Here is a 20,247-nt window from a genome sequence, read left to right as displayed (position 1 = left end):
GCCTATGCGCTTGGCCTAGCCTTTACCCCGTGTACGCGTAAGGTTGGGCCCGCTGTTTTTCTCCAGGTGTTCGATAATCATGCAGGCAACGTTCTTGCCAGTAGTGGATTCGATGCCCTCAAGGCCTGGGGACGAGTTCACTTCCATGACCAATGGGCCGTGGTTGGAGCGCAGGATATCCACCCCGGCTACGCTTAACCCCATCACTTTGGCAGCCCGAATGGCGGTCATGCGCTCTTCGGGGGTGATCTTGATGAGGCTGGCACTGCCGCCGCGGTGAAGGTTGGAGCGGAACTCTCCTGGCTTGGCCTGCCGCTTCATGGAAGCGATTACCCGGTCACCTACCACAAAGCACCGGATGTCGGCGCCACCTGCTTCCTGGATGTATTCCTGCACCATGATGTTCTGTTTCAAGCCCATGAAGGCCTCGATCACCGATTCGGCAGCCTTGGTGGTCTCGCACAGCACCACGCCGATGCCCTGTGTGCCTTCCAGTACTTTGATGACCAATGGCGCGCCGTTGACCATCTGGATCAGGTCTGGAATGTCGTCCGGCGAGTGTGCAAACCCGGTTACCGGCAAGCCTACGCCTTTTCGGGAAAGCAGCTGCAGCGAGCGCAGCTTGTCTCGGGAGCGGGCGATGGCAACCGATTCGTTGAGTGGGAACACCCCCATCATTTCGAATTGGCGCAATACGGCGCAGCCATAGAAGGTGACAGACGCCCCGATGCGCGGAATCACCGCATCGAAGCCTTCCAGGGGCTTGCCGCGGTAATGGATCTGCGGCTTGTGGCTGGCAATGTTCATATAGGCCCGAAGCGTGTCCACTACTACCATGTCGTGGCCGCGCTCTGTTCCGGCTTCAACCAGCCGTCGGGTGGAGTACAGGCGCGGGTTGCGCGATAGCACAGCGATTTTCATTCAGCACCTGGAGAGAGGGAAAGAGAGGCCGGGGATGTTGGTTTATTTTGTATGTACGTTTCACCAGGGTTGACTACCAGTTGGCCATCTACCAGCGCCTTGGACCCCAGCAACAAGCGGTAACGCATGGCCTTGCGGCAAGCGAGGGTGAACTCCACCTGCCATACACGATCACCCAAGGCCATCAGGGTGCGGATGACATAGCGCGTTTGTGCCAGCCCATTGGAGCTTTTAATGGTTTTTCTCGCCACCAGCGGGGCTTCGCACCGGCGGTGGCGCAACTGCACCACCGTTCCCAGGTGCGCGTTGAAGCGCACCCAGCGCTGGCCGTCGCGTTCAAACGGTTCGATTTCCGTCGCATGAAGGCTGGAGGTACTGGCCCCTGTGTCTATCTTGGCACGTAGCCCTGCCACGCCCAATTCGGGCAGCGCGATCCATTCGCGAAGGCCAATGACGGTAAGGTGGTCGAAAGTCTTCAACAGGTTTGCCCAAAATTAATTGCCCCTTCAAGAGGCTGAGCTGAGGCTGGCAACGCAACGCGGCCAAGCCCTTGCATAGACCGCGGAGTGGGCCTGATTACGTCAGCGGTTGAACATGTGCCGCACTCTAAACAAAGCGGGGCCACGTTGCATCCCTGCGCAGGGGTAGTAAAGTGGATGAATGTTTCCAAATGAGGTTACGCAGTGGCACAACAGGCTGAGCAGGACAACAAAGTTCGCCTTGATAAATGGCTGTGGGCGGCACGTTTCTATAAAACCAGGGCCTTGGCCAAAGCCGCCATCGAAAGCGGCAAGGTGCATTGCCGTGGGGAGCGCTGCAAGCCTGGCAAAGAGCCCCGGCTGGGCGACGAGTTTCAGCTACGTACCGGTTTTGACGAGCGTACGGTCGTGGTGAAGGCTTTGAGCGATGTGCGCCGGGGGGCGCCCGAGGCGCAACAGTTGTATGCCGAAACAGAAGACAGCGTTGCACGTCGGGAGCAAGCGGCGGCCTTGCGCAAGGCCGGGGCGTTGGGCGTAACAACTGACGGGAAGCCTTCGAAGAAGCAGCGCCGCCAGTTGTTCAGCTTCCGTTCGGAAGGTTAAGCGCTGATCACGCTCAGCCGACGAACGACGGGCAAGTGTCCCAGCAGGCGGAACACGGGTGCGGTGACCTTCACCAACCAGGCACTGGCATGGGCTACGAAAGGGGTGTAGCACGACCACCCCAATGCAACCAGCGCCATGACCAGGCCGCCAATGTAGTCGTCCTGGCCCCAATGGGCGCCTGCTACCAACCGAGGCATCATGAACAGCAACGCCAAGGCCCAGATCACCACACGCTGGCCAATCCGGTGGCTGGAAAATGTCATATAGAACGCCCAGATCAGCAACACTGAAGCATGGTCACCCGGGAAACTGGAGCTGGACTGGTCTTTGAGCTCCCACTTTTTTTCCAGGTGAGGGTACCAGTCGCTCAAATGAATGGCCCCCGTTAGCACCATGGTCGGGCTGTCGTGCTGCCACCCCATGGCGTCACACAGTTTGGAGAACAGTGCCCGTACCACCAGCAGCAGTATCAAGGTTGCGATAAACCCCCAGAATGCCTGGCGTACCTGAGCAGCCTTGAAAACCCAGTCGCCTCGGATCAGCAGCGCCAGTAGAATAAGCCCGACCAGCGCGTCGAACGGGCGCAAGCTGCCCACGGTCCATATGTACCGCCAACCGGCGTTGCTCGCCAAGGGCTGGTTCAACAAGGTGAACAGTGATTCATCGAATGCAGTGAAAGCTGCATGGCCGGCCGGCCATAGCCATACACACAGCAGCGCAATCGCCAACAGATTGCACAGGACCAGCCCGCGCGTATTCCAGCTTGCCCGGAACAGTGCCGGTTTGTTCATATAGACCTCTATCAGGACATCCACTCGCACCCTTCTGGTGCTACGAGTCGGGCTTTTTATAAAAGTACCGATACATATTTTGTCATCTTTCTGTGATAGCCGAACCTATGAGCGATTTGCCAAACACTGATTTCACTCAACGTTTCATCTTTGACAATGCAGACGTGCGTGGAGAAATGGTGTCGTTGGAGCACAGCTATACCGAAGTGCTTACGCGCCATACTTACCCAGCGCCGGTGGCCGAGCTGTTGGGCGAGCTGATTGCTGCCGCCGCATTGCTGGCGGGTACGTTGAAATTCGAAGGTTTGTTGATTCTTCAGGCCCGTTCCGATGGGCCGGTTTCGATGCTGATGGTGGAGTGTTCCAACACACTGGAGATACGGGGCCTGGCACGTTATGACGAGGCGCTGACCGGTATGGCAGACGGCTTGCAGGCGTTGATGCCTGATGGCACTCTGGCTATGACGATTGACCCTACGAATGGGCAGCGTTACCAGGGCATCGTGGCGTTGGATGGTGAAGACCTGGCCGCCTGTTTCTCCAACTACTTTGCATTGTCGGAGCAACTGGGCACCCGGTTCTGGCTAGAGGCAGACGGAAAACAGGCGCGGGGCATGTTGCTGCAACAGCTGCCGGCCGAAAAACTCAAAGATGCCGACGAGCGCAATGACCATTGGCACCATGTATTGACGCTGGGGGGCACACTCAGCGGTGAAGAGCTGCTGGCCTTGGACAACGAAACGGTACTGCACCGTTTGTATCACGAAGAAGATGTGCGGTTGTTCGACCGCCAGGCTATTCGGTTCCAATGCAGCTGTTCGCGAGAGCGTTCGGCGCGGGCATTGATCAGCCTTGGCGAAGACGATGCACAGGCGTTACTCATGGAAGAGGGCGGTAGGGTGGAAATCGATTGTCAGTTCTGTAACCAGCGTTATTTGTTCGATGCTGCCGATGTTGCACAACTCTTTGCCGGCGGCGGGGTCGATACACCGTCAGATAGTCGTCACTGAATAGTTTCAGCACTGTAAATGGACCTGCAAGCGCCGGAATAGCGCCGTTTTGAACCCAAAGAGCTATCCATAGACCTCGGTTCTAGGCATAATCCGGCCCACTTTTTAGCTGTAGTAGGGTGTGGTTTTCTACTACAAACGTTTGGAGCACTCGGCACGATCGCCGACGGGGATTCTCATGACGCAAGCCAAAAACGCCGTGTATACCGATATCAGCACCGCTCAACTGGTCGAAGAGGCCATTCGTCGCGGCGAGGGTGAGCTTGCTGCCAATGGCTCACTGGTTGTCAAAACCGGGCATCGTACCGGGCGTTCACCGGTTGACCGCTTTATTGTAGATGAGCCGTCCACTCACGACTCCATCGCCTGGGGCCCTATTAACCGCAAGTTCCCGGCCGACAAGTTCGATGCCCTGTGGGAGCGCGTGAGTGGGTACGTGGCAGAGCGTGATCACTTTGTTTCGCATGTTCACGTAGGGTCTGACGACAGCCACTACCTAGCTGTGAAAATGACCACGGAAACCGCCTGGCACAACCTGTTCGGCCGTTGCCTGTTCATCAACCCTGAACAGTACAACCCGGCTGCCCGCCAGGAGTGGAAAGTGCTGAACGCTCCATGGTTCACCTGTGAGCCTGAGCGTGACGGTACCAACTCCGATGGCTGTGTCATCATCAACTTCGCCGCTAAAAAAGTGCTGATCGCCGGCATGCGTTATGCCGGTGAAATGAAGAAAGCCATGTTCTCGGTGCAGAACTTCCTGCTGACCGACGCGGACGTATTGCCGATGCACTGCGCGGCCAACATGGGTGAAGACGGCGACGTTACCCTGTTCTTCGGCCTGTCGGGCACTGGCAAAACCACCCTTTCTGCCGACGAAAGCCGCTACCTGATCGGTGACGACGAACACGGCTGGGGCGAAGGCGTTGTCTTCAACATCGAAGGCGGTTGCTATGCCAAGTGCATTGACCTGACCCAGAAGAACGAGCCGGTTATCTGGAAAGCCATTCAGTTTGGGGCCGTGCTGGAAAACGTGGTGTTGAACCCGGAAACGCGCCTGCCGGACTACACCGACGACAGCCTGACCCAGAATAGCCGTGCGGCTTACCCGCGCCAGCTGATCGACAAGATCGCCCCGAAAAACCTGGGCGGCGAGCCCAATGCTGTTATCTTCCTGACCTGCGACCTCACCGGCGTACTGCCGCCTGTGTCGATTCTCAGTGAAGAGCAGGCCGCTTACCACTTCCTGTCCGGCTATACCGCGTTGGTAGGCTCCACTGAAATGGGTTCGGGTTCGGGCATCAAGTCCACCTTCTCTACCTGCTTCGGCGCACCGTTCTTCCCACGCCCTGCCGGTGTGTATGCCGAGTTGCTGATCAAACGCATCCGCGCGTTCGGCTCCAAGGTGTACCTGGTCAACACTGGCTGGACCGGTGGTGGCTACGGCGTAGGCAAGCGTTTCAACATCCCTACTACCCGTGGCGTGATTGCAGCCATTCAAAGCGGTGCACTGGTGGGCGTTGAAACCGAGCACCTGGACATCATCAACCTGGACGTGCCAAAAGCCGTACCGGGCGTTGAGACCAACCTGCTCGCCCCGCGCAATACCTGGGCCGATGGTGCGGCCTACGATGAGGCGGCCAAAGGCCTGGCTGGGTTGTTCATCGAAAACTTCAAGAAATTCGAAGTTTCCGATGCCATCCGTGCCGCAGGCCCTCAGTTGTAAGCCCGTCTGCGCCTACGATCGTAGGCGCTTGGCTTGCCCACGTTGCACCCAGTTGTACAGAACCCTGGCCTTGTGCCGGGGTTTTTTATTGAACAGGGTTTTCCTCCCAGGGCCTCGCTGTCCCTCAATAGCTTGCGCTGAACTAACCCAGGCGTGTTTCAGTCGGCTATAGACCCCTGAACCTGAAAAGAGCCTGTTATGCAGCCCTACGTAATCTGTCACATGATGTCATCGCTGGACGGTCACGCCCTCACAGATGGCTGGGACCGTGCGTTCAAGAAATCGGCCAACGAACTGTACGAAAAACTCGCTAAAACGTTCGAGTTCGATGCCTGGATCTGCGGCCGTGTCACCATGCAGGAAATTGCCCATGATGAGGGCTATCCCAAGGGTATGGCCAAGGGGCCGATCCCACGCACCCATCACTTCGCCAATCGCACCGCTGAAGCCTATGCCATCTCCATCGACCCTGAAGGGAAAGTAGGCTGGAAAACCAACCAGGCGCTGGATTCGCACGTAGTGGAAGTGCTGACAGAACGTGTGTCGGATGATTACCTTGCCTACCTGCAATCCATCGATGTGTCATACCTGTTCGCGGGTAAGGACGAGATCGACCTGGCCCAGGTGATCGATATTCTTTCCAAGGAATTAGGCTGCAAGCGGTTGATTGTGGAGGGTGGGCCCCACGTGAGCGGCTCTTTTGTTGCCGCAGGCCTTGTGGACGAGGTGAGCGTGGCTATCTTGCCGTTGGTAGACGGCCGCGGCGAGCATCCAGCCTCTTTCGAAGTGCCGTCAAAGGCTTGGAAGCAGCCCACACACCTCACCCTTGTGTCTGCAGAGGTGCAAGAGGGTGGGGCGGTGTGGGTGCGTTACAAAAAAGCCTAAGGCTGGCGCAGTAGGTGCTTCACGGCACAAACGCGCCTGCAACCGTACAATACTGAACACGCGCCCCGCGGGTTTCCTTGTCGCGGGACTTCTCCGTGCGACGCGTCCAGTCCTTGCACTGTTCTTTGAAGTATTGCTGTGCTGCACGTCGGCATTCGCGGTAGCCGATGCTGTCGGCCATGAAATTGAAGCATACGGAGCCTTGGTCGATTTCGCTGTCTTGGACACGCCATTTGGCCACGTAACGGTTTGGCCCATCCCATTCACGAATGTTAACCGTCGCGATCTGATAGGGGCGCTGAGTAGCCTCTGGCGAGTGGCCCGCTCCAGCCTTGAACTGTGCCAGGTATTGGGCTGACACCATGCCCTGCGCGGGTTGAGGCGGGGCCGGTGTGGCCTCTGGGATCGGTGCCGGGCGCTTGGGAGCGGTTTGAACAGCCGGGTTGAAGATGACCACTTGGTTGATGACACGAGTGTCCATGGCTTGGTTGACCACGGTGACGGTCTGCGCCTCAGGGGCTGAGGTGACAGGTTGGGGCTGACCAGCTGCTACCGTGACAGGTGACTGGCTTGCCCCCAACCACCATCCCGCGACCGCAATACCAGACAAGGCAAGCCACCACAGCCCTTTGCGGCCCTGCCCTGACGGCGCCTGCGGGCGCTGCGAACGCGCACTGCCAAGCACCACATCGATCTGGTTCGGGTCCAGACGCTGAAAATGCGTTACACCACCGTCATTGGTTGTATTCATCACAAGTGCCCTGCGTACCGACACGACTGCGGTAGAAAGGCGCGCAGGTGATGTCGTAATGCCGTTATTTTCGCGCGCAGATTAAACGCCGCTTCAGAAAATGAACAGAGAAATACAGCGCAGTTGGTCGGAATGGATCCGGTGGAAAAGGGCGACGATTGTCGCCCCAGACATTTTAACGGTGACGCCAGTGTTTGCGATGGCCTCCGTGGCGGCCATTGTCATGGTCCCAGCGACGATCGGCACGCCCACGGTGTTTGCCGTGACGGCTGGAATCGGTGTCTTCACCCATGTAGTTACCCAGCGCGCCGCCTGCACCACCACCGGCTGCTGCGCCCACCAGGCTGCCTGTGCTACCCCCCAGGTTGCGGCCGATCACATTGCCACCTGCTGCACCTAGCGCGCCGCCGATGGCCGCTTGGCCACGGCTGTGTTTATCGGCGCCCACGGCGCTGCCGGCTGCACCGCCAAGGCCAGCACCAATGGCAGAGCCCGTGCTGCCGCCCAGCGACTGGCCAACGACCGAACCGAGAACCCCACCCAGTGCACCACCTGCTCCGGCTTGCACAGTCCCGCCAGCAACGGCAGCACCGCTGACTACAGCTAAAGACAACGCGATGATTGAGGCAAACTTCATGAAGGAAATCTCAGGCTTATGACGGCGCGATCCTGACAATGCAAGGGAGGGGTTACAACCTAAAAACGACGAATCACGCGACTGGGTCACAAAATGCTGATGTGATGGCCTGCCCAGGAAACCAGGCAGGGGTGGGGCGGGTCCTATGATATCAACCCGCCCCAATGGCTACGCGATTTAGAGGATGCGTGCGTTGTCCCGTGCGCGTTCGAATCGGATGGCAACGAATTTCGAGGTAGGCGTGCTGCTGCCGTCACCGGTACTTTCCAGCGGCACCAAGGGATTGGTTTCTGGATAGTAAGCGGCTGCCTGACCTGCCGGGATATCGAATGGCAACAGTGTGAAGCCGCTCACCCGGCGCTCGTGACCGTCTGCCCATACCGAGATCATGTCCACTTTCTGGCCCGGCTGGTACCCAAGGCGAATGATATCGGCCTCGTTGGCAAACACCACCTCGCGCTGGCCACGCACACCACGGTAGCGGTCATCCAGGCTATAGATAGTGGTGTTGTACTGATCGTGCGACCGTAGGGTTTGCAAAATCAGGTCCGGTACCACACCTGTCTCATGCACCTTGTCATGGAGCAGGTCCGCAGGCAGTGCGTTAGCCTTGAAGTTGGCCCGGCCGCTGGCGGTGTTCCACCGACGCGCGCCTGCCGTATTGCCGAGGTAGAAGCCACCAGGGTGATTCAGCTTGGTGTTGAAGTCCGTAAAGCCTGGGATGGTGTCGGCAATCAACTCACGAATACGCTGGTAGTCGCCAATCAACCATTGCCAATCCATGGGGCGTGGGCCAAGCGTTGCGCTGGCAATCCCGGCAATGATTGCGGGCTCGGAGCGTTGCAGCGCAGAAAGTGGCTGTAGCTGGCCAAACGAGGCGTGCACCATGGAGAACGAGTCCTCCACGGTCACGGCTTGCGGCCCTTCGGCCTGGCGGTCAATGTCGGTACGGCCCAGGCAAGGCAGAATCAGCGCCTCCTTGCCATGCATCAGGTGGCTACGGTTCAGCTTGGTACTGATCTGTACCGTAAGGTCGCAATTGCGCAAGGCTTGCGCTGTACGTGGGCTGTCAGGGGTAGCCTGGGCAAAGTTGCCGCCCAGCGCAATAAAGACCTTGGCGCGGCCTTCTAGCATCGCGTGAATGGCTTCGACTACGTTATGCCCTTGCTGGCGCGGCACTTCAAAACCAAAACGCTTTTCGATGGCGTCGAGCAGGAACACCGGTGGGCGTTCGTTGATGCCCATGGTGCGGTCGCCCTGCACGTTACTGTGGCCTCGCACAGGGCACAGGCCAGCACCTGGGCGCCCGATGTTGCCACGCAGCAGCATCAGGTTAGACAGTTCCTGAATGGTAGGCACCGAGTGGCGGTGCTGGGTAATACCCATGGCCCAGCACATGATGACCTTGGTGCCTTTGGCATACATGCGTGCTGCCCGTTCGATCTCGATCAGCGGCAACCCAGACTGCTCCACAATGTGTTCCCACGTGGTGGCGTCTACGGCAGCCAGGTATTCCTGCACGGCAGCGGTGTGTGCGTTGAGGAATTCGTGATCGAACACGGGCGGCTTGCCGGCGGCTTGGGCATCGCGCTCCCACTGCAGCAAAAACTTCGCCATGCCGCGGGCGATGGCCATGTCGCCACCCAAGGCAGGGCGGAAGAATGCAGTGTTGGTCGGGCGGTCACCATTGGTCAGCATTTCCAACGGGTGCTGCGGGTGCTGGAAGCGTTCAAGGCCACGCTCTTTGAGTGGGTTGACGCACACCACCTGCGCACCACGTTCCACGGCTTCGCGCAAAGGCTCCAGCATACGAGGGTGGTTAGTGCCGGGGTTCTGGCCCCATACAAAAATGGCATCCGCGTGCTCGAAGTCCTCGAACGTGACAGTGCCCTTGCCCACGCCAATGCTTTGGGACAAGGCCACGCCGCTGGCTTCGTGGCACATGTTCGAACAATCTGGGAAGTTGTTGGTGCCGAAAGCGCGCACGAACAGCTGGTACAGGTAGGCCGCTTCGTTACTCGCACGGCCAGAGGTATAGAACTCGGCCTGGTCTGGGCTCTCCAGCCCATTGAGGTGCCGTGCGATCAAGGCGAAAGCGTCATCCCAGGCGATAGGCTTGTAGCGGTCATTGGCCGCGTCGTACACCATAGGCTCGGTAAGGCGGCCCTGGTATTCGAGCCAGTAATCGCTCTGTTCCAGCAAAGAAGTCACGCTATGGCGCGCGAAGAAAGACGCATCCACCCGGCGCTTGGTCGCTTCCCAGTTCACGGCCTTGGCGCCGTTCTCGCAGAATTTCACCATGCCGTCTTCTGGAGACTCGCCCCATGCACAGCCTGGGCAGTCGAAACCGCCATTCTGGTTGGTCTTGAGCAGCGTACGAATATTCTTCAAGGCATTACCGCTGCCCAACCAGAAGCGGGTCACGCTTTGCAGCGCGCCCCAACCGGCGGCGGCGCCATTGTAGGGCTTGTAACGGGGGGCAGAGGCTGGAGCGATTTCGTCTTTGGTACTCACGGCTGGTTCTCCATCGCGGGGCTGTACACCCGCGGCGCGCTGTGATGCGGCAGATGAATGAGGTTCAAACGGTGCTGGCGTGCCCATTGGCAAGCCAGGCCTGTAGGTGAGGAAAGGCTCACCAGGGTGCTGATCCCGGCACGTAGCATTTTCTGGATGAGCTCAAGGCTGCAGCGGCTGGTGACTACCACCAGGCCGCCAGCGGTGTCGATCCCTTGGCGGACCAAGGCACCGATAAGCTTGTCCATAGCGTTATGTCGGCCGATATCTTCGCGAGCCAAGAGCAGCTCGCCTTTTTTATTCATGAAGGCTGCGGCGTGTACGGCACCTGAGTGCTGCCCCAAGGGTTGCAAGTCACTGATACGTTGGCGCAGGCCTTGTAGCCACTGGGCGGGCGGCAAGGGCGCCGGAGCTAATACAGGAAGGTCTGGCAGGGCTTGGTCCATGGCTTCCACGCCACATAATCCACAGCCTGTGGTGCCAGCCATTTGCCGGCGATGGTCCTTCAGCGCCCAGAAGGCTCGGCTGGAAATCTCCACCTGGGCCTGGCGAGAGGCACCCAAGCCCTGTAATTGAATGTCATAGATGTCGTCGGCCGCTGGCACGATGCCGCTGGCCAGGCTGAAGCCCACAACAAAGTCTTCAAGGTCGCGAGGGCTGACCAGCATGACGGCCTGGCTGATGCCGTTGTAAGCGATGGCCAATGCCGCCTCATCGGCGAGCGCGGCATTACCGTGCCCGCTTTCATCGAGGTTCGCATAGCGATAGTCCTGACTGGCGGCGGGCGCAGGTTCAGGCGGCGATAGCGGTGCAACGCGCGTGGCAGACATTCGACGATACCGGCAGTTTCGTTCATTGAGCCTATGTCGAGTGTGACTGACCGTCTAATCGCTTGTTCCGATCCTTTGATAGACGGCCTCGATCAGCCAAGTGGCAGGAATTGCTGACAATAGGCAAAACACGCTTGTGCAAGCGGGGAACGTGGTGCAGTACGGCGCATGATCAGGCCTACGCTGGCCAAGGTCTGGGCTTGCTCAATGGGGTGCAGGCGCACGTGTTCGGTAAAACCTTCCAAGCCATTGTGCAAGGGCATGATCGCGCAGCACAGGCCACCGTGTACGGCTTGCAGCAGCTGGTGCACGGCATCGGTTTGCAGTAACGGGCGCGGGTTCAGCCCGCGGCTATGAAATGCGTGGTCAATGGACTGGCGAAAATGCATACCGTTGGTCAGCAGGCCCAGGGGCAGGCTGTTCAACGCCTCCCAGGACAGCGGCGCGGCGTCGAACTGAAAGTATCGCTGGTCATGCAGCAGGCCCATGCGCGTGTCGCTCAACGTCAGGGATTCGAATTGCGAAGCGTCCAGGCGATCTAGGTAGGACACACCTAGGTCCAGGCGATTGCTGGCCAGGTGCTCGATCAACTGGTCGGAACTCAATGAACTGAGCTCGAAGCGCAATTCGGGGTGCAGGCCATGCAAGCCGGTGAGCAAAGGCACTGGGTCGAAGCTCGACAGGGGAACGATGCCTAGGCGTAAGGTCCCTACCAGGTGGCCACGGCAAGCGGCCGCCTCGGCCTGCAAGCCATCATAGGCAGCCAGCACCGTGCGCGCCCACGCCAGAATACGTTCCCCTGGCGGTGTGAACCCTTCGAAACGCTGGCCGCGGTTCACCAGCGGCAGTTGCAGTTCCTCTTCCAGGTTGCGCAACCGCATGGACAGGGTGGGCTGGGTAATATGGCAACGCGCGGCGGCCTGGCCAAAATGGCGGGTTTCGTCCAGTGCTACCAGAAACTTCAGCTGCTTGATGTCCATCAGGCCTCCGGCCGCTGCACCAGGCCCACCACAAGCTCGCGGAAGTCGCCTACGGCTTCGAATTCTTCGGTGTTCTTGGGGCCTTTGCGGCTGTCCGGCTCGCACACTGCCAGCAGGTGGCCAATTCCCCAGGCACGCGCGCTGCGCAGTATCGGCAGCGTGTCGTCGATGAACAAGGCCCGGGCCGGGTCGAAGCCGATGTCGGCCTGCAGTGTATCCCAGAACTGCGCCGCTTCCTTGGGGTAACCGTAGTCATGGGACGTGATCAGCCGGTCGAACCAAGGTGCCAGCTCAATGCGCTCCAGCTTGAGCGACAGCGAATCCCGGTGGGCATTGGTGATCAGCACTAGCCGCTTTCCAGCACCTTTCACGGCCTTGAGGAAGGTGTCGGCGTGAGGGCGCAAGGCAATCAGCTCGGCAATTTCATGCTTGAGGGCCAGGATGGGCAGGTCGAGTTCCTTGGTCCAGAAATCCAGGCAGTACCAGTTCAACTGGCCGGCATTGTGTTCGAACAGCGGCTGCAGCTCCATTTGCGCCATGGCCAGGCTTGTGCCATGGACTTGGGCATAGCGTTGTGGCAAATGGTGAAGCCAGAAATGGTTGTCGAAGTGCAGGTCCAGCAGGGTGCCGTCCATGTCCAACAGTACTGTGTCGATGTCGGGCCAGGCTAAAGCAGGCATTGGTGAGCTCCCGGGCAGCGGAAAAACAGGCTCGGCACAGGCGCGAGCCAAGGTATAGTAACCCGTTCAAGCCAAGGAGCCGCCCTTATGCGCCATAAGCCCACCGTACTGGGTCGTGAGATCGTCGCCAGTAGCCGTATCTTTCGTGTCGAGCAAGTGCAGTTGCGTTTTTCCAATGGGGTGGAACGCACCTATGAGCGCCTGGTGGGGCGCGGCAATGGCTATGGCGCGGTCATGATCGTGGCCATGCTGGATGACGAGCATGCGGTACTGGTCGAAGAATACTGCGGTGGTACCGAAACCTACGAACTGTCCCTGCCCAAAGGCCTGATCGAGCCGGGTGAAGACGTAGTGGCTGCCGCCAACCGTGAGCTGAAGGAAGAAGCAGGCTTTGGTGCACGCCAGCTGGAGCACCTCACCGAACTGTCCTTGTCGCCGGGGTACATGAGCCAGAAGATTCAGGTGGTATTGGCCATGGACCTCTACGAAGAGCGCCTGGAAGGCGACGAACCCGAACCGCTTCGCGTGGACAAGGTAAACCTGCGCAACCTGACCGAGCTGGCCAGCAATGCGGACTTTACCGAGGGCCGGGCCTTGGCTGCGCTGTACCTGGTGCGAGACCTATTGACCCAGCGCGGCGTTTTCAAGCCATGACCTTTGCTCATCCGTTGCTTGAAGGGGTGCTGGCCATAGCTCGCGAAGCGGGGGAGGCGATCCTGCCGTTCTGGCGCGCAGGCGTGGATGTCACCACTAAAACAGATGACTCTCCGGTGACTGCGGCGGACCTGGCTGCTCATCATGTGATCGTTGCCGGCCTTACGCGCCTGGCGCCGCATATCCCCATCTTGTCCGAAGAGGACTGTAACGTGCCGCTGTCGGTACGGGAGGGGTGGACTCAGTGGTGGCTGGTGGACCCCCTGGACGGTACCAAGGAATTCATTTCCGGAACTGAGGAATTCACCGTAAACATCGCGCTCATTGGGCAGGGTGACGTGGTATTTGGCGTGGTAACCATGCCGGTTACCGGGCGTGCCTGGTGGGGCGGCGCGGGCCTGGGCGCCTGGTGCCAGGCGGCGGGTGATGCGCCTGAGCCTATTGAAACGCAACCGGCCCCTCCAGCGGGCGAACCCTTTACCGTGGTCGCCAGCCGTCGCCATTCCAGCCCGCAGCAGCAAGCCCTGCTGGCCGGGCTGGAAAGTGCCGTTGGCCCGCTGAGCCTTACCAGCATTGGCAGCTCCCTGAAGTTCTGCCTGGTGGCCGAGGGCGTTGCCCATTGCTACCCGCGCCTGGCCCCAACCTCCCAATGGGACACGGCCGCCGCCCAAGGTGTGCTTGAAGGTGCAGGCGGTGAAGTGGTGGATACCCAAGGCAAGCCATTCCGCTACCCTGTGCAGGACAGCCTGCTCAACGAGCACTTCCTGGCCTTGCCAGGCAACGCGCCCTGGCGGGGGGCGTTATTGAGGTTGTGCGCGGTTTAGTGCTCACTGAAGACTCTCAGCAACCCTCGGACACTGTGTTACTCCCCCTCATCCCCATTACCCACGCTCAACCCATGCTTGCGTAACTTGTCATGGAGGGTTTTGCGTGGGATACCCAGCGCCTCGGACAGGCTTCTCAATGAGGCATGCCCTCGGGCCATCTCCGCGCTGATCAGTTGCCGCTCGAACGCTTCAACTTGCTCATTCAGTGGGCCATGCGGACCGGGTTCCGTCGCGGCCATCGGCGTATCGACGGGTGCATCCAGGGCCAGGTCCAGCCCGAGCGCGAACCGTTCGGCAGCGTTTTGCAGCTCACGCACATTGCCCGGCCAGCGGTGGCGCAGCAGGGCGCTGCGCTGTGCCGGCTGCAGGGTTTGCGGCGGCAGGCCATGGCGCTCGGAGGCTGCGCTGCTGAAGTGCTCGAATAGGGTCACGATGTCCTCGCCGCGATCGCGCAGGGGCGGAATACGCAGTGGTGCCACGTTCAGGCGGTAGTACAGGTCTGCCCGGAAGCGCCCTTGGTCGGCGGCCTGGCGTAAATCTTCTTTGGTGGCCGCAATGACCCGAATATCCAAAGGGATCTGCTGGTTGCCCCCCAGCCGCTCCACCATTCGCTCCTGCAACAGGCGTAGCAGTTTGACCTGCACGTCCAGGCTCATGCTTTCGATTTCATCCAGGAACAACGTGCCACCGTTGGCGAATTCAAACTTGCCGATACGGCGTTTTTGCGCACCCGTGAACGCCCCAGGCTCATGGCCGAACAGTTCGCTTTCCACCACCGACTCTGCCAGTGCACCGGCGTTGATGGCGACAAAGGGGCCGTTTCGTCGGCTGGACAGGTCATGCAGGGCACGGGCGACCACTTCCTTGCCGGCGCCCGTTTCGCCCAGGATCAGGACGTCCGCACGCGTGCCGGCCAGTGCGCCTATCTGCTCCCTGAGCCGCGCCATTGAGGGGCTATGGCCCACCAGCCGCGTGCCCAATGCCTGGCGGTCGCTCAAGGCCAGGCGCAGGCTGCGGTTGTCCAGCACCAGCCGCCTGTGGCTCAACGCGCGTCGCACGCCGTCGAGCAAGGCCTCACTGGCGAAGGGTTTTTCCAGAAAATCGTAGGCCCCTGCCCGCATCGCTTCCACCGCCAGGGGCACGTCGCCGTGGCCGGTGATGAGCAACACAGGAAGCTCAGGGTCTGCTGCCTGCAATTGGCGCAAGAAGGTCAGGCCGTCCACCCCTGGCATGCGGATATCCGATACCACCACGCCGGGCCAATCCCGGGCGATACGGGCCGGCAACCCTGTGGCCTCTTCCAGCGCAAGTACCTTGAGGCCTGCCAGGTCCAGGGTTTGGCCCAAGGCTTGGCGCAGGTGCGGGTCGTCGTCGATCAACAGTACGTCGATCCGGGCGTCCAGTACATCCAGGTGGCTCATGCCAGGTCCTCAAGGGGTTGCGGGCTTGCACCAGGCGTGGCTGGCCTTAGCCGTAGTGTCAGCAAGGCGCCGCCCTGGGGGTGGTTGGCCATCAGCAGTTCACCGCCAAGGGCACGCATCAGCGTATCGCATATGGCCAGCCCCAGGCCAAGGCCTTGCGTGCGGGTTTTGGTGGTGAAGAACGGCTCTTTGGCATGGGCCAGAGCCTCGCTGCTGAACCCTGGGCCATTGTCACGAATGTAGAGGCTGGTCCCGTCGGCAGACTTTTCGGCGCTTAGCCAGATCCGCCGTGGGTTAGCCTTTTCGGTGAGCGCGTCCAAGGCATTGGCCAGCACATTGCCCAGCACCTGGCGCAGGCGTGTTTCACCGGCCTGTACCCACAGCGGCGCATCTGGAAGGTCCCGAATCAGTTCCACTGCCATGGCGCGACGGCGTTGGGCCAGTAGGGCCAACGCATCCTCTAGGGCAGGTTGCAGCGCTACGCTTTCAGGGGCATGACGGTCACGGCGGGCAAAGGCCCGCAAGTGCGCGATGATGGAAGCCATGCGTGCGGTCAGTTCGCTGATGGCTTTGAGGTTGCCGCGAGCGTCATCGGTGCGCTGGTGGTCCAGCAGCACGCCCGCATTGTCGGCATAGCTGCGAATGGCAGCCAATGGCTGATTCAGCTCATGGCTGATGCTGGCGCTCATGGTGCCCAGTGCCGACAGCTTGCTGGCCTGCACCAGCTCATCCTGTGCCTGCACCAGCTTCTGCTGCGCCTGTTCGCGTTCCAGTACTTCCTGGCGAAGGCGGCTGTTGAGCTTCTGCAGCGCGCTGGTCCGTTCGCTAACCCGCGCTTCCAGTTCCTGGCGGCCGGAAGCCTCCAGGGCAATGCGGTCCATGTAGTTGCGCCGCCGTTGCATCATCAAGCCCAGCATCAGCATCAAGGCCAGCAACGCTGCGCTGCCTACCGCCACCACCGTACGCACCGGCCGATCAACCAGCGCGTGGGGCGCCAGCAGGTTTACGGTCCAACCGGTCTCGGTGATGAAACGGCGCTGGATAAGCCAGGTTCGGTCGTCCAGTTGCAAGGCGCCGGGGCTACTTGTGGGGTAAGGTTGGTTCGCGCCGATAGCAGCCTGCTCTACCTCCGTCAGTGGGCGCGTTGCCCGGTACCGCCATTCAGGGTGCGAGGTCAGGATCACTACACCGTACTGGTCTGTCACGGCCAGTTGTTCTGGCGTACGCCCCCATAAGGTTTCCGTGTGATCAAGGTCTACTTTTACCACCAGTGCGCCCAGGGTTGCCTCCTGGTCGCGAACACTGGCGGCAAAGAAATAGCCACGCTTGGCCGACGTGGTGCCCAAGCCGAAAAAGCGCCCCAGCCGCCCGGCGATCGCATCATTGAAGTAAGGCCGAAAGGCAAAGTTGCGGCCTACGAAGCTGTCTTTCTGCTCCCAGTTGGACGCCGCTAGGGTATTGCCGGCCGGGTCCATCAGGTACATCACTTCTGCGCCGGTCTGGTCACAGAGGGTTTTGAGCAGGGCGTTAGCGGCAGCGAGCAACACGGGATCCCCCGGATGCGCAAGCGCTTCGCGCAGGGCTGGCAGCTGGCCCAATATCGGTGAGAGGGCTTCGTAGCGGTGCAAGGTACCCAGCAGGTTGGCCACATACAGGTCGAGGGTTTGCCGGTTCTGGCTAACCAGTTCACTGTGGTAGTAACGCTCGGCAAGCCGTTGCAAAGGGTACAGCAACGGGGCCAAGCAAATGGCTACGAGCACAAGGTTGCGCCACCGTGGGCGGCGAGGAATGGCCGGTTTGATCATCCGGCCATGTTACCTCAGCCACCGCACAACCGTTATGCCGGGCCGTTATGCCGGGCGCAAGCACTCCAGCAAGGCATCCTGCCAATGCGGCTGGGTCACGCCCCATTGGGCCTGCAGCTTGCCGCACTCAAGGCGGGAATTGAGCGGGCGCTGGGCAGGGGTAGGGTATTGGCTGGAGGGAATAGGCACCAACGACGCACAGGGCTTGCCCGCGTTGCGCAGTTGCTCTCCAATGGCCTGGGCGAACCCGAACCAGGAGGTTTCGCCGCTATTGGTAAGGTGGTACACGCCCCATTCGCCTGGGTTGCCTGCCTGCCAGCGCTCAACCAACTGAACGGTGCTTTGAGCGATGCTGCCGGCCCAGGTCGGGGCACCGATCTGGTCCGCTACCACCTTCAGTTCCGGCCGTTCTTGCAGCAGGCGCTGCATGGTCAGCAGGAAGTTGCGCCCATGAGCGGCATAGACCCAACTGGTGCGCAGTATAAGGTGCTGCCCACCCACGGCCTGAATGGCCTGCTCGCCTGCCAGTTTACTCTGGCCGTATACGCCCAGTGGGGCGGTAGGGTCGGTTTCCACGTAGGGCTCGGCCTTGCTGCCATCGAACACGTAGTCTGTGGAGTAGTGAATCAGCAGCGCGCCCAACGCCTTGGCCTCTTCGGCCAATATGCCAGGTGCCGTAGCGTTGATGGCAAACGCCAGGTCCCGTTCGCTTTCGGCTTTGTCCACGGCCGTATGGGCGGCCGGGTTAATGATCAGGCCAGGCCGCAGGGCCCGTACCTTTTCACGAATGGCCTCGGGCTGTGTCAGGTTCAGGTCGGTGCTACTCACCACGTGCAACTCGACCTTGCCGCGCAAGCGCTGTTGCAGTTCAGTTGTGACCTGCCCGTTGGCGCCTACCAGAAGTACCTTCAACACGCCGCTCATGGGAACAGGTCCGCATCAGCAAAGGCCTTGGCTTGCTGGTCCTTGGCAGACAACCGAGGCTCAATGCCGTCCAGTTGCCAGTCAATGGCCAAGGTCGGGTCATTCCAGGCAATGGCGCGTTCGGCAGTGGGGTTGTAGTAGTCAGTCGTCTTGTAGAGGAAGTCAGCCGTTTCGCTGAGCACCACAAAACCGTGGGCAAAGCCTTCGGGAATCCACAGCTGGCGCTTGTTGGTCTCTGTCAGGCGTACTGCTACGGACTGGCCGAACGTAGGTGAACCCTTGCGAATGTCTACCGCGATGTCCAAAACGTCGCCAGTGGCCACACGCACCAGCTTGCCCTGGGGGTTTTCGATCTGGTAATGCAGGCCGCGCAATACACCGCGCTGGGAGCGCGAATGGTTGTCCTGAACGAAGGTCACCCGGCGGCCAACGGCCTCCTCGAAGGCACGCTCGTTGAAGCTTTCGAAGAAGAAACCGCGGTCATCACCAAAGACGCGAGGCTCGAAGATCAGAACCTCTGGAATGCTGGTTGCAACAATGTTCATCGCGCTGCCCTCACCAAGACAATCTGCTTCATGCGATCAGGTCCTTGGGTTCGGTAAAGCCCAGGCGCTCGCGTTGATAGCTGCCGTCCTGTACGCGGCGGCACCATTCCAGGTTGTCCAGGTACCATTGCACGGTCTTGCGCAGGCCGGTCTGGAAGGTTTCCTGAGGCACCCAGCCCAAGTCACGCTCGATCTTGCTGGCATCGATGGCGTAGCGCAGGTCGTGACCAGGGCGATCCTTCACGAACGTGATCAGGTCGGCGTAGTGGGCGACCCCTTCAGGGCGGCTGGGGGCCAGCTCTTCAAGCAGGGCACAGATGCCGCGCACCACGTCGATGTTCTTCTGCTCGTTATGGCCGCCGATGTTATAGGTCTCGCCTACGTCGCCACGGGTTACTACCTCAAGCAGGGCACGGGCATGGTCTTCCACGAACAGCCAGTCGCGCACCTGCAGGCCGTCACCGTATACCGGCAGTTTCTTGCCTTCCAGTGCATTGAGGATCACCAGCGGGATCAGCTTTTCCGGGAAGTGGTACGGGCCGTAGTTGTTCGAACAGTTGGTGACGACCACAGGCAGGCCGTAGGTACGGTGCCAGGCGCGAACCAGGTGGTCGGACGCGGCCTTGCTGGCCGAGTACGGCGAGCTGGGCGCGTAAGGGGTGGTTTCGGTGAACAGGTCATCCACGCCATGCAGGTCGCCATACACCTCATCCGTGGAAATGTGATGGAAGCGAAATGCTGTACGTGCCGGTTCGCCTAGCTGGCTCCAGTACGCACGCGTGGCTTCAAGCAGCGCATAGGTGCCCACGATGTTGGTCTGGATGAACTCGCTAGGGCCATCAATGGAGCGGTCCACATGGGACTCGGCCGCCAGGTGCATGATGGCTTCAGGCTGGAAGCGCGCCAGCACTTCAGCAATCTTGGGTTGGTCAGCGATGTCGGCCTGAACGAATTCATAGCGCGTGTTGGTCGCGATGCCCGCCAGGGATTCAAGGTTGCCTGCATAGGTAAGCTTGTCGATGTTAAGAACATCGTGCTCGGTATTTTCGATCAGGTGCCGCACGAGTGCAGAACCGATAAAGCCTGCACCACCAGTAATGAGGATTCGCATGTGAACGCGCCTTTTCCCTTAAGTCGCCAATATAAATGGGCATACTTTGTGGGGATATGCGGCCGGGCGCAAGCTGGAATGCCTCAAAGGCGCAAGGCACCCACCAAAAGCGCACCCGCACTTGCCAATTCAGGCGCACCTTGCAGATAGTAG

General features: G+C 60.1%; 19 protein-coding genes and 1 pseudogene. 6 read left to right on the top strand and 14 right to left on the bottom strand.

All coding sequences use genetic code 11. From position 1 onward, the window contains the following. Positions 1–15: 15 nt before the first annotated feature. Both rimK and rimB read right to left on the bottom strand, forming a co-directional pair. Positions 16–921: a 30S ribosomal protein S6--L-glutamate ligase gene (gene rimK / locus HBH25_RS07920; protein ID WP_168083237.1), complete on the bottom strand. Its 906-nt coding sequence runs from the start codon at positions 919–921 to the stop codon at positions 16–18. Further along, positions 918–1,400 (bottom strand): retropepsin-like aspartic endopeptidase RimB, encoded by a 483-nt coding sequence (rimB, locus tag HBH25_RS07915; protein WP_168083235.1) that lies wholly within the window; start codon positions 1,398–1,400, stop codon positions 918–920. Before rimB ends, rimK begins: the two co-directional genes overlap by 4 nt. A gap of 204 nt (positions 1,401–1,604) precedes the next feature. Between rimB and HBH25_RS07910 the strand changes: the two genes are divergently transcribed. Next, a complete protein-coding gene (locus HBH25_RS07910; protein ID WP_168083233.1) occupies positions 1,605–2,003 on the top strand; it encodes a S4 domain-containing protein in 399 nt (132 codons plus the stop codon). Here HBH25_RS07910 and HBH25_RS07905 read toward each other — a convergent pair. Continuing rightward, entirely contained in the window at positions 2,000–2,797 is a 798-nt protein-coding gene (locus HBH25_RS07905; RefSeq protein ID WP_168083231.1) for a phosphatase PAP2 family protein, read from the bottom strand. The two genes, HBH25_RS07910 and HBH25_RS07905, sit on opposite strands and share 4 nt — an antisense overlap. A gap of 107 nt (positions 2,798–2,904) precedes the next feature. On the opposite strand from HBH25_RS07905, the gene hslO reads away from it, so the two are divergent. The 3 genes from hslO (at position 2,905) to HBH25_RS07890 (ending at position 6,415) form a co-directional block, all read left to right on the top strand. Further along, positions 2,905–3,807, top strand: coding sequence for an Hsp33 family molecular chaperone HslO (hslO, locus tag HBH25_RS07900; RefSeq protein ID WP_168083229.1), 903 nt, complete (start codon positions 2,905–2,907; stop codon positions 3,805–3,807). 178 nt (positions 3,808–3,985) lie between these two features. Further along, on the top strand, positions 3,986–5,530 hold the full coding sequence (locus HBH25_RS07895) for a phosphoenolpyruvate carboxykinase (RefSeq protein ID WP_168083227.1): 1,545 nt from the start codon (positions 3,986–3,988) through the stop codon (positions 5,528–5,530). A gap of 198 nt (positions 5,531–5,728) precedes the next feature. After that, on the top strand, positions 5,729–6,415 hold the full coding sequence (locus tag HBH25_RS07890; protein ID WP_168083225.1) for a dihydrofolate reductase family protein: 687 nt from the start codon (positions 5,729–5,731) through the stop codon (positions 6,413–6,415). Positions 6,416–6,434: 19 nt separating this feature from the next. Here the strand turns inward: HBH25_RS07890 and HBH25_RS07885 are convergent, their stop codons facing one another. The 6 genes and pseudogenes from HBH25_RS07885 to yrfG all read right to left on the bottom strand — a co-directional run bounded on the left by HBH25_RS07885 (position 6,435) and on the right by yrfG (position 12,807). Then, positions 6,435–7,166 carry a hypothetical protein gene (locus HBH25_RS07885; RefSeq protein WP_168083223.1) on the bottom strand — a complete coding sequence of 244 codons (732 nt, stop codon included), beginning with the start codon at positions 7,164–7,166 and terminating at the stop codon, positions 6,435–6,437. A 175-nt stretch (positions 7,167–7,341) separates the two neighbouring features. After that, entirely contained in the window at positions 7,342–7,803 is a 462-nt protein-coding gene (locus tag HBH25_RS07880) for a glycine zipper domain-containing protein (RefSeq protein ID WP_168083221.1), read from the bottom strand. A gap of 177 nt (positions 7,804–7,980) precedes the next feature. Further along, positions 7,981–10,286: pseudogene (locus HBH25_RS07875) on the bottom strand (FdhF/YdeP family oxidoreductase). 27 nt (positions 10,287–10,313) lie between these two features. Next, on the bottom strand, positions 10,314–11,147 hold the full coding sequence (gene fdhD, locus HBH25_RS07870) for a formate dehydrogenase accessory sulfurtransferase FdhD (protein WP_168083217.1): 834 nt from the start codon (positions 11,145–11,147) through the stop codon (positions 10,314–10,316). 92 nt (positions 11,148–11,239) lie between these two features. Next, positions 11,240–12,127: a LysR family transcriptional regulator gene (locus HBH25_RS07865; protein ID WP_168083215.1), complete on the bottom strand. Its 888-nt coding sequence runs from the start codon at positions 12,125–12,127 to the stop codon at positions 11,240–11,242. Then, a complete protein-coding gene (gene yrfG, locus HBH25_RS07860; RefSeq protein ID WP_168083213.1) occupies positions 12,127–12,807 on the bottom strand; it encodes a GMP/IMP nucleotidase in 681 nt (226 codons plus the stop codon). The genes HBH25_RS07865 and yrfG overlap by 1 nt, the downstream gene beginning before the upstream one ends. Before the next feature lie 87 nt (positions 12,808–12,894). Between yrfG and nudE the strand changes: the two genes are divergently transcribed. Both nudE and cysQ read left to right on the top strand, forming a co-directional pair. After that, complete coding sequence (nudE, locus tag HBH25_RS07855; protein ID WP_168083211.1) at positions 12,895–13,461, top strand: ADP compounds hydrolase NudE; 567 nt, start codon at positions 12,895–12,897, stop codon at positions 13,459–13,461. Further along, positions 13,458–14,285, top strand: a complete 828-nt coding sequence (cysQ, locus tag HBH25_RS07850; RefSeq protein WP_168083209.1) for a 3'(2'),5'-bisphosphate nucleotidase CysQ — start codon at positions 13,458–13,460, stop codon at positions 14,283–14,285. The genes nudE and cysQ overlap by 4 nt, the downstream gene beginning before the upstream one ends. Positions 14,286–14,323: 38 nt before the next feature. Here the strand turns inward: cysQ and HBH25_RS07845 are convergent, their stop codons facing one another. Genes HBH25_RS07845 through rfbB form a run of 5 tightly spaced genes read right to left on the bottom strand, consistent with a single transcriptional unit; the run spans position 14,324 to position 20,094 of the window. Next, entirely contained in the window at positions 14,324–15,709 is a 1,386-nt protein-coding gene (locus HBH25_RS07845; protein WP_168083207.1) for a sigma-54-dependent transcriptional regulator, read from the bottom strand. Then, positions 15,706–17,514 (bottom strand): sensor histidine kinase, encoded by a 1,809-nt coding sequence (locus tag HBH25_RS07840; protein WP_168083205.1) that lies wholly within the window; start codon positions 17,512–17,514, stop codon positions 15,706–15,708. Before HBH25_RS07840 ends, HBH25_RS07845 begins: the two co-directional genes overlap by 4 nt. A gap of 45 nt (positions 17,515–17,559) precedes the next feature. After that, complete coding sequence (rfbD, locus tag HBH25_RS07835) at positions 17,560–18,438, bottom strand: dTDP-4-dehydrorhamnose reductase (protein ID WP_168083203.1); 879 nt, start codon at positions 18,436–18,438, stop codon at positions 17,560–17,562. After that, positions 18,435–18,983: a dTDP-4-dehydrorhamnose 3,5-epimerase gene (gene rfbC / locus HBH25_RS07830; RefSeq protein ID WP_168083201.1), complete on the bottom strand. Its 549-nt coding sequence runs from the start codon at positions 18,981–18,983 to the stop codon at positions 18,435–18,437. The genes rfbD and rfbC overlap by 4 nt, the downstream gene beginning before the upstream one ends. A gap of 28 nt (positions 18,984–19,011) precedes the next feature. Then, positions 19,012–20,094, bottom strand: coding sequence for a dTDP-glucose 4,6-dehydratase (gene rfbB, locus HBH25_RS07825; protein ID WP_168083199.1), 1,083 nt, complete (start codon positions 20,092–20,094; stop codon positions 19,012–19,014). Positions 20,095–20,247: the final 153 nt, after the last annotated feature.

This window comes from Pseudomonas quercus (assembly GCF_012033695.1).
Taxonomy (GTDB): Bacteria; Pseudomonadota; Gammaproteobacteria; order Pseudomonadales; family Pseudomonadaceae; genus Aquipseudomonas; species Aquipseudomonas quercus.
This window is presented reverse-complemented; position numbering and strand designations above follow the sequence as displayed.